General features: G+C 61.0%; 12 protein-coding genes. 7 read left to right on the plus strand and 5 right to left on the minus strand.

The window, feature by feature from the left end:
• Positions 1-126: 126 nt before the first annotated feature.
• The 3 genes from AC1ECK_RS31600 to AC1ECK_RS31610 all read left to right on the plus strand — a co-directional run bounded on the left by AC1ECK_RS31600 (position 127) and on the right by AC1ECK_RS31610 (position 4262).
• A complete protein-coding gene (locus AC1ECK_RS31600; RefSeq protein ID WP_480326355.1) occupies positions 127-1314 on the plus strand; it encodes a porin in 1188 nt (395 codons plus the stop codon).
• Positions 1315-1538: 224 nt separating this feature from the next.
• The gene (locus AC1ECK_RS31605) at positions 1539-3131 is read left to right on the plus strand and encodes an aldehyde dehydrogenase (NADP(+)) (protein ID WP_480326357.1); all 1593 of its coding nucleotides are present in this window, start codon (positions 1539-1541) and stop codon (positions 3129-3131) included.
• Between the two features lie 63 nt (positions 3132-3194).
• The gene (locus AC1ECK_RS31610) at positions 3195-4262 is read left to right on the plus strand and encodes a LacI family DNA-binding transcriptional regulator (RefSeq protein WP_480326359.1); all 1068 of its coding nucleotides are present in this window, start codon (positions 3195-3197) and stop codon (positions 4260-4262) included.
• Positions 4263-4461: 199 nt separating this feature from the next.
• Here AC1ECK_RS31610 and AC1ECK_RS31615 read toward each other — a convergent pair whose 3' ends face one another.
• From AC1ECK_RS31615 to AC1ECK_RS31625, 3 genes are all read right to left on the minus strand, one after another.
• Positions 4462-5520 carry an SDR family oxidoreductase gene (locus AC1ECK_RS31615; RefSeq protein WP_480326361.1) on the minus strand — a complete coding sequence of 353 codons (1059 nt, stop codon included), beginning with the start codon at positions 5518-5520 and terminating at the stop codon, positions 4462-4464.
• A gap of 28 nt (positions 5521-5548) precedes the next feature.
• Positions 5549-6463 (minus strand): SDR family NAD(P)-dependent oxidoreductase, encoded by a 915-nt coding sequence (locus AC1ECK_RS31620; protein ID WP_480326363.1) that lies wholly within the window; start codon positions 6461-6463, stop codon positions 5549-5551.
• Positions 6464-6543: 80 nt separating this feature from the next.
• Positions 6544-7071, minus strand: a complete 528-nt coding sequence (locus AC1ECK_RS31625) for a TetR/AcrR family transcriptional regulator (RefSeq protein ID WP_480326365.1) — start codon at positions 7069-7071, stop codon at positions 6544-6546.
• A 441-nt stretch (positions 7072-7512) separates the two neighbouring features.
• Here AC1ECK_RS31625 and AC1ECK_RS31630 point away from each other — a divergent pair, with 441 nt between their 5' ends.
• The 3 genes from AC1ECK_RS31630 (at position 7513) to andR (ending at position 11120) form a co-directional block, all read left to right on the plus strand.
• Positions 7513-8817 carry an MFS transporter gene (locus AC1ECK_RS31630; protein WP_480326367.1) on the plus strand — a complete coding sequence of 435 codons (1305 nt, stop codon included), beginning with the start codon at positions 7513-7515 and terminating at the stop codon, positions 8815-8817.
• Positions 8818-8964: 147 nt separating this feature from the next.
• Positions 8965-10077: a succinylglutamate desuccinylase/aspartoacylase family protein gene (locus AC1ECK_RS31635; RefSeq protein WP_480326369.1), complete on the plus strand. Its 1113-nt coding sequence runs from the start codon at positions 8965-8967 to the stop codon at positions 10075-10077.
• Positions 10078-10163: 86 nt separating this feature from the next.
• Positions 10164-11120, plus strand: a complete 957-nt coding sequence (gene andR, locus AC1ECK_RS31640) for an anthranilate 1,2-dioxygenase regulatory protein AndR (RefSeq protein WP_480326371.1) — start codon at positions 10164-10166, stop codon at positions 11118-11120.
• A gap of 56 nt (positions 11121-11176) precedes the next feature.
• Here andR and AC1ECK_RS31645 read toward each other — a convergent pair whose 3' ends face one another.
• A complete protein-coding gene (locus AC1ECK_RS31645) occupies positions 11177-12541 on the minus strand; it encodes an NAD(P)/FAD-dependent oxidoreductase (RefSeq protein ID WP_480326373.1) in 1365 nt (454 codons plus the stop codon).
• Positions 12484-12969: a DUF3830 family protein gene (locus AC1ECK_RS31650; RefSeq protein ID WP_480326375.1), complete on the minus strand. Its 486-nt coding sequence runs from the start codon at positions 12967-12969 to the stop codon at positions 12484-12486. The genes AC1ECK_RS31645 and AC1ECK_RS31650 overlap by 58 nt, the downstream gene beginning before the upstream one ends.
• Positions 12970-13268: 299 nt before the next feature.
• On the opposite strand from AC1ECK_RS31650, the gene AC1ECK_RS31655 reads away from it, so the two are divergent.
• Complete coding sequence (locus tag AC1ECK_RS31655; RefSeq protein ID WP_480326377.1) at positions 13269-13901, plus strand: redoxin domain-containing protein; 633 nt, start codon at positions 13269-13271, stop codon at positions 13899-13901.
• Positions 13902-13917: the final 16 nt, after the last annotated feature.

Genomic DNA, 13917 nt, shown 5'->3' on the forward strand with positions numbered 1-13917 from the left:
TCGAATTTGCGGGCATCACGCCGTGTCCGAAATGATAGCGTTACCATAAAGCAGCCGAAGAAGGTCGCCTCGTTGGAGTCGGCCGGAAGGCGGTTGCGTTTCAATCCACAGCAAGGAGACCAAGAGTTGAAATATAACCGTTTGATCACGCTGGGCGCGTTGGGCGCCATGCCGTTTCTCGCGCACGCGCAAAGTTCCGTCACGCTCTACGGCGTGATAGATGAGAGCCTAGGCTACACGAGCAACGCGGGGGGCGGGCACGTCTGGGGCATGTCGGGTGGCGTGTTGCAAGGCAGTCGCTGGGGTTTTCGCGGCACGGAGGACCTGGGTGGTGGGTGGGCGACCATCTTCACGCTCGAAAACGGTTTCGACGCGACAAATGGGTCGGCCCAGCAGGGCGGGCTTCTTTTCGGCCGCCGCGCGTTCGTTGGCCTGTCGAACGAACGGTTTGGTTCGGTAACGCTTGGCCGTCAGTACGACGAGGTTGTCGATTATCCAGGCCTGTTCGCCGATCGCGGCCTGGGCGGCGGCTACATCGCCTCGCACCCCGGCGACATCGACAACTTCAACAATGCCTACCGTACCAACAACGCGATCAAATACGAAAGCGCTAACTATGACGGCGTGCACTTTGGCGGACTCTACAGCCTCGGCGGTGTGCCCGGCGACACCGGCCGCAACCAGGTCTGGTCGCTCGGCGCGGGCTACCAGGGTGGTGCGCTGGCCTTTGGCGTCGGGTATCTGAACGTGAGAAATCCGAATGTGAGTTTCTTCGGCAATAGCACGATCGGCACACCTTCCGTTGGGAGTGCGAACGTATCGTCACCGGTTTATAGCGGCTTCACATCGGCACGTACTTACCAGGTGATCGGCGCGGGCGCAGCGTACCGCTTTGGCGCGGCGACGCTCGGCGCGACCTGGTCGAACATCCAGTTCCTTGGACTCGGCGACACCGCCGAGTCCGGTCCCAATCCGTCGCGCTATACGGGCGCCGCGCGTTTCAACAACGGCGAAATCAACCTCCAGTACCGGATTACGCCCGCTTTCACGGTAACGGCTGCGTACGACTACATGAGAGGCAACAGCGTCAGTTCGTCGACCGGAGTAAATGGTGGAGCAACCTACAACCAGGGAACGCTGAGCGCCGATTATGCGCTTAGCAAACGGACTGACGTGTACGTGATCGGCGTCTACCAGCGCGCGTCGGGCACCGATTCCACCAATCATGCTGCGGTCGCTTCGATCGACGGTCTGACGGCGTCGAAGGGAAACAGTCAGACGGCGGTGCGTTTCGGTTTGCGCCAACGCTTCTGAGCGCCCCCAAACCTGTCGCTTGCGCGTCAGGCCCCCCGAGGGGGGCAATCCCCCAATCCCCCAATCCCCCAAGGGGACTTCCTTCGGGGCGGGGGACTTCCTGACGGGGCGGGAAACTTGGGGCGGCCCGGCGTTTCCTTGAGAGCGTGCAGGGACACGGACGCGCACCTTCTCACCAACCCGGTATCCGGCGAACGTTGCCGGATATCCACTCAGGAGTTCACATGCAGATTACCGGCGATATGCTGATCGGCCAGTCCGTGGTTCGTGGCGGCGGCTCTCCAATGTTGGCGGCGAATCCCGCAACCGGGGCTGAAATTCCGGCGCCGGTGTTCGGGGCTGGGGACGCCGCGCTCGTGGAGCGGGCGTGCGCGCTGGCGCAGGCCGCGTTCGAGCCATTCCGGCATACTTCGCTCGATAAACGGGCGGCGTTTCTCGAGACGATCGCCGATGGTATCGTCGAACTGAAGGATCTGCTGATCGAGCGGGCGCACCTGGAAAGTGGCTTGCCGAAAGCACGTCTCGAAGGCGAGCGCGCCCGGACGGTCGGCCAACTGAGGCTCTTTGCTCAGATCGTGCGCGAGGGCCGCTGGCTAGGCGCGACGCTCGACTCCGCGCAGCCCGCGCGTAAGCCGCTGCCGCGTTCCGATCTGAGGATGCAAAAGATCCCGGTAGGTCCGGTCGCCGTGTTCGGCGCGAGCAACTTTCCGCTCGCGTTCTCGGTGGCGGGCGGCGATACCGCGTCGGCGTTCGCCGCGGGTTGCCCGGTGGTCGTGAAGGCGCATCCCGCGCACCCCGGTACATCGGAATTCGTCGGGCGGGTGATTCAGCAGGCGGTCGAGAAATGCGGCTTGCCGGACGGCACGTTTTCGATGATCGCGGGCGACGGCCCATCGATTGGCGGGGCGCTGGTCGCACATCCGGCAATCAGGGCAGTTGGTTTTACCGGCTCGCGCCAGGGCGGACTCGCCCTGATGCGCATAGCCGCTGCGCGGCTTGAGCCGATTCCGGTTTTCGCCGAGATGAGCAGTATCAATCCATGTTTTCTGCTGCCTGCGGCATTGCAAAGGCGTGGCCAGAGCATCGCGGATGGCTTCGTCGATTCGCTGGTGCTCGGCGCTGGACAGTTCTGCACGAATCCAGGGCTCGTGTTGGCGATAGCCGGTCCACAGCTCGATGCATTTATCGAAAGCGCGGGGACTGCATTGCGGCAGAAGGCAGCGCAGACCATGTTGACGGCAGGCATTCAAGACTCCTATCGGCGTGCCGTTGCGAGGTTGTCCAATGAACCCGGCGTGCGCGCAGTGGCGCACGGTATGGACGAAACCGGCCCGTCGCAGGCACGCGCGGCGCTGTTCGTCGCAGAGGCCGATACCTTCCTCGCGAACCGCGTGCTGGGCGACGAAGTGTTCGGACCGGCGTCGACCGTGATTCGCTGCGTGGACGAAACCCAACTGCTGCAGGTGGCCGCTGTGCTCGAAGGGCAGTTGACGGCCTCGCTGCATCTCGACGCGGAGGATGCCGGCGACATCGCGCTGGCCCGTGCGCTGTTGCCGGTGCTGGAGCGCAAGGCTGGCCGCGTGCTTGCAAATGGTTATCCGACAGGTGTCGAGGTGTGCCATGCCATGGTGCATGGTGGACCGTTCCCGGCAACGTCGGACAGCCGCATGACTTCGGTCGGTGCAACGGCGTTGGAGCGTTTCCTGCGGCCGGTCTGCTATCAGGATTTGCCGCAGGCACTGTTGCCTGCCGCTCTGCAGGACGACAATCCGCTGCAACTTTGGCGTCTGAAGGACGGCCGGCTCGAACAATCCTGAATGCGCGGTGCGTGACTGTCGCGGTCTACAATAGACGCGATACATTACCTCCAGTCAGGACCTATGCCGAATCACAAGCCGATCGTCGCTGCCAGTCCCGATGTTCCGGCCGCGGCGGCGCCAGCCAAACGCTCACGCGGCGGTCCCAAGGGATTGCGCATTACCGATGTCGCCGCGCAGGCCGGCGTCGCACCGATTACGGTGTCGCGTGTTTTCAATAGTCCCGAGACGGTGGCGCCGGAAACGCTCGAGCGCGTGCGGCAGGTCGTGCAGAAGCTCGGCTATGTGCCCAATCGTCTCGCGGGCGGCCTGTCTTCGTCGCGCTCCCGGTTGATCGCGGCGATCGTGCCGACCATCGCTCACTCGCTGTTTTCGGAGACGATCCAGGTTTTCAGCGAGACGATGTCGCGCGCGGGTTACCAGGTGCTGCTCGCACTGAGCGGCTACAGCGATTCGAGCGAGGAAGCATTGCTCGACGCGGTGCTGAGCCGGCGGCCGGAAGGTGTGCTGCTGACCGGGGTCGCTCACACCGACTCTTTGCGGGAACGGTTGAGCAACGTTGGCATTCCGATCATCGAAACGTGGGATATGACCGAGACACCGATCGACATGCTGGTCGGTTTTTCGCACTATCAGATCGGGGTCGCGGTGGCCGAGCACTTTCTGCTACGAAACGTGCGGGTGCCAGGCCTCGTGTCGGCGAATGACGATCGCGCGCTCGCACGCCGCGACGGCTTTCGCGAGCGGCTGGCGCAGGCGGGCATCCGCAAGATCGCTGAAGTGCTCGTGTCGCCGCCGAGTTCGGTGGCCGTCGGCAAAACCGCCTTGCCTCGCCTGATTGAACAGGCGCCGTATCTCGATGCGGTTTTCTGCGGCTCCGATTTGCTTGCGGTCGGCGCGCTGGGCGCGGCCAAACGCCTGGGTCTGAGCGTGCCGTCGCAGTTGGCGATCTGCGGTTTCGGCGACCTCGAATTTTCGACGGAAACCACGCCGCAATTGACCACTGTGCGTGTGGATGGCACCCGGATCGGACTCACCGCCGCACGATGCCTGCTGGACCGGCTGGCCGGCATCCAGAAGACCAATGTGACCGACGTCGGTTTTGGCATCGTTGAACGCGAAACCACCTGAGGCACGGCCATTGTTTTGGCGTCGTTGTTCTTGCGGTCATTCCGCCGGTTTCAGCTCCCGAAACAGGATGGACGCTGAGCCTCGCCTTCGTCCAGTACACAGAACCCGGGTGATCGGATCGCCGCACAAGCAACGATCCCCAGGCGCCAGGTTCTGACTGGCGAACCGGCACGTATGTTTGGCGAACTTGCACACTTTTTCACCTGGGCTGGGAGGTGCGGCGTCCGTATGCTTTCAGCAGACCAAGCTCTAACAGGCTCCGCGCTGTGGCCAAAACCGCCTCCTTCGGACTGGCCGGCGTCCAGCCCAGCACGCGACGAGCCTTCTCATTGGATGCGTTCTTGTGTTTGCCAAGCTCCGGCAACACGCCTTTGACTTCAGCATCGAACCGCCCGACCACGCGCATCAGCCAGCTAGGCACGGAGCGGGTCGTCACGTTACGGACTTCATGGCCGACGCCATCCTTGAGAAAGTAGGCGACCTGCCGAAGACTCACGAAATCCTCACTCGTGGCGAGAAACCGTTCGCCGCGCGCGGCCGGATCGGTCATGGCCTTAAGGTGTAAATCGGCAACGTCACGTACGTCGACAACGCCGAACCAGAGATCGGGGCAACCCGGCACGGAGCCGTCGAGCAGACGCTTCACGAGCAGGACCGAGGTCGAGTAGTCCGGCCCCAGCACGGGCCCCAAAATTCCGACTGGATTAATCACGGTCAGTTCCAGGCCTCCGCCTTCCCGCGCAATGAAATCCCAGGCTGCCTGCTCGGCGATCGTCTTCGACTTCTGGTAGGGCTGAACGCTCGGATCGGCAAGATTTGTCCAATCCTTTTCCGTGAACGCGGTGGCCCGGTCCTTTGCGCCATATCCTATCGCTGCAAAGGAAGAGGTCAGCACTACGCGCTTGACGCCAGCATCGCGTGCCGCACGCAATACGCGCAGCGCGCCATCGCGGGCTGGCGCGATCAGTTCGTTTTCATCCTTGGGTACCGTGCTCGGAAAGGGCGAGGCGACATGGAGCACGTAGTCGCAACCGGCTACTGCTTCAGTCCAGCCTGCATCGGCATTCAGATCGGCGCGAAACAGGCTGAGGCGCTCGCCGACTTCACCGGCTCCGCCTTGACGTAACATGGCGCGCACATCGCTTTCGCGCCCCAGATCGCGGATAGTGGCGCGCGTTTCATGGCCCGCCGCCAGCAGATGAATCAAACAACGGGCACCCAAAAAACCCGTGCCTCCGGTGACCAGAACACGCGCCATACGACAGTTCTCCAAAGTTAGGGGAAAGTCATCCACTTGTGGCCAGTAATGCGCGTGTCTCGGCAACAACGCGATCCTGGAAATTCGGGTCTCGCACAACTGTGGAGCCGAGCATCGGACGGCCACCTTCGTCGTAGTAGACGCCGCTCTGGCTGGATGTACTGACCAGGATTTTGGTGATCACGTGCGCGGCTCGCTTTGGTGTGCTCAGAATCTTGAAGAAGGGCATGAGCAGCGGCACAAGGAGCGGGATGACAAATCTCTGCAAAAGGCGGACGAAGGTGCCGACATCGCTTCCCCCTAGACCGGTGGTTGGATTCAGGCCCGGCTCGATGGCACTGAAGCGCAGCCGCGGAGTCTCACGGGCGAATGCCATTGCTGCAGCAAGGATGGCTTGTTTGGATGTTGCGTAGGCATCGAAGCCCGGCCGTTTGGCACCGTCGGGTTTCCATTCACCTCGCGCGCTCGCCTCTGCGGTGACATAGCGACCACCCCGAAAGCCCGCAGCAACGGCCGGTCTGCGTTCGGGATCTTCAACGGCGGAGACGACAAAAACGACATTTGCACCGTTGGGAAGACTTGGCGCGAGCGCCTCTGTCAGCGCAAACGGGCCAAGATGGTTCGTCGCGAACGACATGTCCCATCCCAGCGCATTTCTGGTGGGACGCATCTGCATGATGCCTGCGTTATTAAGGAGTCCGGTAATCGGGAGATGAAGCGCGATGATTTCCGCTGCTGCACGCCGCACGCTGATCATGTCCGACAGGTCGCACACGACCGACACCGCGCGTCGGCCCTGTCGCTCGATACTTCTCTGCAGTTCCTCAAGCTTTCTTCGATCACGGCCGACCAGAACGACCGTGCCGTGCTTCGCCAGTTCGAATGCCGTGCGACGACCTATGCCAGAGGTCGGGCCGGTAACGACATAGGCGTTGTGATCCATTGGATTGTCCGCGAGTAGAGTCTTTGGCACCGCGCTCTCCGCTTTCATGGCTGTCTAGTCAGTCATTATTTGGAAAAAAATCAACCAACCGCACGCCAGAAGGCGTCGAACCCGACCTTGCAATGTTTTTTCGCATTGGCCGCGTCATGGATCATGAAATCCATTGTTGCTTCCGCTATTGAATTCATGATTGACGCGGCGAAGTCCATTGGAACATTACGCATCGCGCCATGGGCGCGCAGTTGCTCCATCAGCTCGACGATCCCTGCCATTGCCTTGTGCGCTGCATGACGAGTGGCCGGTGCAATTTCGTCGGAAACGGCGAGTTGTGCCAACGCACGGCGCTTTTCAGGGTTGGCTGTCGCCCAGTTCATCCAGTTCGACCACACGAGGAAGGTCCGTTTGCGTAGCTCATCCTGCTCTGGAACGCCCGCCAGGGATGCAGTTGCTATCTCGGTCTTCAGTTCCAGATAAAGCTGATTGAACAGGTCGCTTTTGGTCTCGAAGTAGGTGAAGAGGGAGCCATTGGAGACACCCGCCTCCTTGGCGATGGCCGCCGTCGCTGCGCCCAGTCCCTCCGATGCAATGATGCGTGTCGCCGCAGTCATGATCGCGTTCCGCCTCTCGTCGCTTCTTGGTCTGGCCATGTCTTCTCATTCCTTTTTTAGCAGCATATAAGAGAGCGTCTAGTCGGTCAATGTGATTTGTTTGCACGATCAACCGCCTCTCGATTCACCTGTGTGACCAAGCGTGGTGACTGGGGGGCGCCACCCGAAGATGTGAAGGCAAACCGGCTTGCGATGATGCACGGCGCGCGCATTCTCTCTGCCTGCGTCATTGCGCAGAGGAGGGGGGCTCATTGACGGACGATGTGCTGAAACCTGGCGAAAATTTCGGATCGACACACATCTGCGGACCGGTTTCGCTTGACAGCCGTTTTTGACCAAGAAAGAATTCGGAAAGATCATTTAATAATTTGATCAAATAATGAGGCCTGCAGGACGAAGTCCACACAGGCGGTTCGAACTCATACCTTGAAGGGGTAAGCCGTGTCGGGTTTCAATGAATTCAGAACAGGCTGGGGCGTCGTCCTGGCCGCAACGATCGGAATTGGCACCAGCCTGACGACGATGGCGTCATACAGCGCAGGTGTATTCCTGCCGTCACTGACCAAGGCGTTCGGTTGGACCGACTCGCAGGTCATGCTCACGTTCATGATCCTGTTCTTTGGTTCGAGTGTGATCGGCCCTTACATCGGCACGGTTACCGACAGGATCGGACCTCGCAAGATCGTTCTCGGCTCGGTGTTCGGCCTGGCTATCGGCTGGATGCTGCTCGCCTTGAGCAATGGCTCGATTGCCGTCTTCTATCTGACGTACGCGGTTATTACCGTTCTTGGCGCCGGCACGCTTCCGGTAACCTGGACCAAAAGCGTGGTGGTCCACTTCAAGCAGCATCGTGGAATTGCGCTCGGCATCTGCCTCATTGGAACCGGCATTTTTGGCGCGCTCATCAAGCTCTACACCTTCCACTTTCTCAATCTGCTTGGCTGGCGTCTCGCCTATGTTTGCCTTGGCGCATTTCTGCTGGTCGTGACTTTGCCGGTTGCCTTCATTTTTTTCCGCGAACCTGCGATCGACGAAAGCAGTGGAGTGGCATCAACTTCGAATCCGGACAACCCTTCGGAACATGCGCTGGAGGGCCGCACTTTCAAGCAGGCGCTCAGATCGCCGGCATTCTGGCTTCTGACGGGAAGCTTCCTGCTGCTGTCGCTCGCGCTTGCCGGCATCGCCCCCAATCTCGAGCGTTACTGGACACGTTCAGGTTTCTCGATGGCGCAGGCAGTCAGTATTGCCTCGTGGTACGGCATCGGCATCGTCGCTGGACGTTTGCTGACCGGCTGGCTGCTGGACCGGATGTGGGCGCCGCTCGTGGTGTTCGGCATGCTCCTGCCGTGCGCCGCCGCGTTCGTGCTACTGGCGCATGGGGTGAGCAGTTTCTGGGTAGCGTCGCTGCTGGTGCTGATCGTCGGTACGTCGTCGGGTGTGGAATACGACGCCCTTGCTTATCTTGTCTCGCGATATTTCGGCATGCGGGCCTACTCAGCCATTTATGGCGGTGTATTTATCGGTTTCGCGGTGGGCGCCGGACTCGGCCCCTTTACTTTCAGCAAGCTGCTTACGCTGCTAGGCGGGTACGACTCCGTGCTGCTCATCAACGCGGGCGTTGTCGTGATTGGCGCAGGCGTGCTGCTACTGCTCGGCGCCTATCCCAAAGTCGTCGGTGTCGATAACAAGGCGCAGTCGACCGCGAATGCCGTGCTACGGCAGTCGCCGTCAGGCGAGATGAAGTAAGCCTTGTATTCGACCATGTCGGCATTGGTTGCATTAACGGCACTAGCGGCGTGCCATCTGTATCGCGGTTCCTGACCGCGCACTGCGCGAGATTACCGTTGAGCATTAGCGCAACAGTCTTACCAGGTACTGAAGCAGGACATTTATATGACTCACAAGATCGAATCCATTCCCCTGATGTCATCGAGCCCCGGCAGTCAGCGCTCGCTGAAGGTTCACCGCATTGGCACGCTCGGCGCGCGTCCGAAAGTCTACTTTCAGGCAGCGTTGCATGCGAACGAAACGCCGGGCCTGCTGATTGGCCACCATCTGCTGGCACTTGCACTGGCCGCCGATCGCGCCGGCAAGGTGAAGGGCGAGATCGTGATCGTGCCGTACGCCAACCCGATCGGTCTTTCGGATAACGTACTGGGTAACCAGATCGGTCGAGAGGCGCTCGATGGCGGCGGCAACTACAACCGCGGCTGGCCTAACCTGAGCACGGATCTCGCCGCACGTGTCGAAGGCAAACTCGGCCTTGACGCTGAACAAAACGTCGCGGTAATTCGCGCAGCGTTGAAAGACTCGCTCAACAGCCTGCGCCCACCCACAGAAGTACAGGATCTGCAGATCAACCTGCTGAAGCTGGCCATTGATGCTGACTTCGTAGTAGATTCGCATACCGAACTGGTTGCGATTGCAGGGATGGTGGTCGCACCGTGGAGTGAGCACTCGGTCGATCCGTTTATCGCCGATATCGACCCGGGTCTGGTTCACATGACCGATACACCGCCTCTCTTCGACACCACATGCAGCCGGCCGTGGCATGACCTCGCGAAGAAATTCGGCAGCAGGTTCCCGATCCCTCAGGCGAATGTAGGCGCAACCATCGAAATGCGCGGCGCCGCCGATGTCTCCGATGAACTGGCACGCCGCGACGCCGAAGCGATCTTCCGGCACCTGACCCGCATCGGCATCGTCGAGGGCGAAGTCCCCGCCGACGTCGCATGGTCCGGAGAAAAGACTCCGCATGAAGCCATTTCGATGCTGCGTACGCCGGTGGGCGGCGTTATCGTCTACCCGTTTCCGCTCGGTACGGATGTTGAAGCCGGCGCGGTGATCGCCGAAATTGTCGATCCGGCCGCGGACGATCCGGCCGAGGCCCGCACCCAGATCCACGCGACTCGCCCTGGGCGGCTCTATGCGGCTGTGTCGAACCGCCTGGTACGCCCAAACGATATCGTCATCAAGATCGCCGCAAATGACTTCGAGCGAAAATAAGCTTCGGCGGGTCGCCGCCTGTCGGTAAAAGGCTGAAGTAGCCAGCGCGACTGGGTGCCAACTGTCACAGCGTCGAGTGGCCTATCATGCATCGATCTGGTTTTTATCCTCGCGCCTTACGCAAGTATCGACTGTTTGAGTCGACCGACCTCGACGAAACGCGCGAGCGGATTTCCCGCGTAATGCAGCCGCATTCGCTCATCCCGTCGGACACATCCACGATCCGCTCGCATATGGACTTCGTGAAGATCGGCAGCCTCGGGATCGGTACGATCGCGTTCGGCGCGCCCGTGCGGGTCGACGTCGAAGCGGTCAGCGACTACTATCTGATGATGTTTTGCCTGTCCGGCGAAGCCGAGGTCAGTGTGGCGGGCAAACCGGTCCTGGTGAACAGCAGGCACGCCATTCTGCGAGCCCCCGGCGAGCCTTTCAGCGCAACCTTGTCGCGCGGCTGCGAGCAACTCGTGATGCGCATCGATCCGGCCTCGATAGCCGGCGAAGCGAGCGGCGCGCCGCCACGCTTTGCGTCACTCCTGCCGTTACTGAGCGACCGGATGCGCGCGTGGAAAGATCAGTTACTGCTGGTCGCGAGTTCGCCGGATTTGCTGGGAAGCGCGTGTGCGAATCCGCATATCGGCGCAAATCTGGAAGCGTTGCTCGTGAGTCTGCTTGTGCCTTTGTCAGACTCCACGCACGAGACCGGTACAGACCGTCCTGTTACGCCGCACTTTGTCCTCCACGCCGAGGAGCTGATGCGTGAGAATCTGACGCTCCCACTCCAGTTGAAGGATATTGCCGTGGCAACCGGTGTTTCAGTGCGCACGCTTTGCTTCGCGTTTCAGCGCTTCCGGAACACCAGCCCGATGCAAAAGCTGAAGGAGTTACGCCTTGATCGCGCGAGGCGCGAAATCATCGCGACATCGTGTGGCCAGCGTATCGCCGATATCGCATCCAACTGCGGCTTCAATCACCTGGGCCGCTTTGCGATCAGCTACAAGGAGCGATTCGGCGAGTCGCCCTCCGATACCGCGCGCAGGCGCTAGCCTGTTCGCCGAATCGCCTTGAGGCGGTGCAACTATCCGCACGGCATGGGAAGAGGCTAGCGCCGCAACGCGTCCTGCACGATCCCCACAGGCAATAGCAATTGAGGCGCATAGCGGGCGACAGCGTGGGCCCGGATCGGAGACGCCGGCGACATGGGAATCGGCAACGCCGAGACATCCCGGTCAACCACGAAGCGGGCGAGCCGCTGACCGAGTGAGGTCGACATCGCAATGCCGCGGCCATTACAACCTAACGGCGCAAACCAGCCGGGTCCGACTTCGAACAGCCGAGGCAGGAAGTCCGGCGTCAGCGCGGCGCGGCCCTGCCAGATGTAATCAAAGCGGACTTCTCCTAGTTGCGGAAAAATCCGCGCCATGCGGTGCGCCAGCGAACGCAGCAACCGAGGCTCGGCGAACCATTGAGACAGCGGCGCCATCCCGCCCGTGACGATGCGGCCGTCCGCCGTGTAACGTAGTGCGAAAAGATTGTTACGCGTATCGGAGAGGGCTTCGTTGTTCGGCAACACCGAGCTGCGTATCTGTTCCGGCACAACTTCGGTGGCAAGCTGAAACACCGACAAAGGAACAAAGCTTTTGGCGACCTCGTTTGCCAGCACGTGCGAGCCGGCCTGCATCGCGTTCGTACATTGCAGGACCGTGCGAGCCGTCACGCTACCCAATGGTGTAGTCAGGGCGTAACCACCCCCCTTTCTTTCGATGCGGACAACCGGTGTTTCGCTGTGGATTTTTGCCCCCGCCTGCGCAGCAACCCGCGCGAGTTCCTGAGTGTAGGCAAACGGATTCAGGTGACCGCCACTAGGGTCATAAAGCGCGCCGTGAAAGTCGCGACTGCCAATCCTCTCGCGCGCTTCCTCGCGTTCGAGCCATTGGGCGCGCGAACCTGCGCGCTGCCACGCGGCGACCCGCGCCTTCAGGCCACCGACCAGCTCGTTCGCGTGAGCAGGATTGAGCCAGCCACTTTGCACCGCGTCGCATTGCAGCCCCTGGTTTGCGATGAGGTCGAACACCATCTGCGCGCCATCGGCAACCAACCGCACGAGGCGCGGTCCATAGGTGTCTCCGAGCAGTCGCATGACGTCATCGGGACCGACTCGAGGCAGACTGGGCACGACGAGGCCACCGTTGCGGCCGGAGGCGCCGGCCGCCGGGCTTTGCGCCTCAAGCACGGCAACGCTGATTCCCTGGATTGCCAGCGAAAGTGCACTGCTTAAGCCCAGAATTCCTGCACCGACGACTGCTACATCACAGTCAACGTCCTGCTCAAGCCTCGGCGAACTCAAAGCCGGTGGAACCGCAACTGACCAATAATTCTCACTGACTGCCGAACGACGATTGCCTGCGCTCATTCGCCCCTCGACAAAGACAGCGTACAGGCACCATTGCGGCGGATCACATTGCATCCGTGCGCGAGTGCTTCGAGATCGTCCGGGTCGACGCGGGCGATTACGTTACCAGGAATCCAGCCAATCGGAAACAGCATCCGGCCGCCCGGTCCATAGAAAAAGCCCAGATCAAAAACGGGTTCTGGATTGCCGCCCCACATGCGCGCCGGCACATAGGCGAGAACCAGTTCGCCCGCCTGCGGCGTAACCGTGACGTTTTCCGGCGTCAGCGGGCGCGCATTGCGCGTGGGATCGATCATGCCGGTGGGAATCGGGCACGAAATCTCGGGACCGGTCCACATCGCGTGGATCGCGGGCATCTGGCGTGGCACGGCCAGCAGATCCCAGATGAATGCACTGCTCTCCGGCGTCTGCGCTTCGAGCAAATGAAAACGGACCGTCATCGCGCTGACAGCTTCCGACAAAACAATGGTTTTACGGCTCATATCTTCTCCAGCACGCGAATGCTGAGTGGCAACGGTGGGCTGCCGCCTCGCTGGCCGGCAGATAGGATACGCCGGCGCCTGCCTGCGATCATTTGATCAAATTATAAACAGATAAAATTTTGCCGGACAAGTATTGTCTGATGTCTCACTCAAGCAAGCATCGTCAAAAATCCAGGCCCGAGAAAGGCCTTGACAGAAAAATTTGCTCGGCTAACACTGCCGAAGCGATCACATTATTATTTGATCAAATTTATTAGACGGGGTAGGGCGATGAACCTGCCTCAGAAAGGAACTGACGCATGACGCTCCCGGTGGGCAGCACCTGCCCGAATTTCTCTGCGACATCCACCGCAGGCCCCATCCAGTTTGAGGACTGGCTCGGCGACGGTTGGGCGCTGGTGTTCGCGTTCAAAGCCATGTCGCCCACCTGCAGCACCGAATTTGCGGCCATACAGGCGCTGGTCCCCCAGTTCGAAGCGTGCGGCACGCGGATTCTCGGCGTCTCCATCGACGCTCCCGAAGTCGTATCGGCATGGCTCGACGACCTGCGCGAGATGTTCGAATGCGTGCCGTCGTTCCCACTCATCAATGATGCGACCGGCAATCTGCCGGAACAACTCGGCCTGATCGACCCTTCAGCAGCGCAACCTTCGTTGCTGCGCTCGGCCTGCCTCATCGCACCCGGGCGCCGCGTCGCGATGACGCTGACCTATCCTGTCACGAACGGCCGCAGCTTTAGCGAGATTTTGCGTACGCTGAAGGCCGCGCAATTGACCGCGACAAAGCGGGTGGCGACCTCGGCCACGTGGACTGAGGGGCAGCCGGTCATGCTGCCGCCCTCGCTGTCCCAGGCGCAGGCCGAACAGATGTACCCGTCCGGTGTGAAAGTGCTGCGACCATATTTACGGATCGTCGCGCAGCCTGGGTCGTAACAGCAACATCCCGGCC

The sequence above is a fragment of the Paraburkholderia sp. SSBN10T genome, from assembly GCF_056619545.1.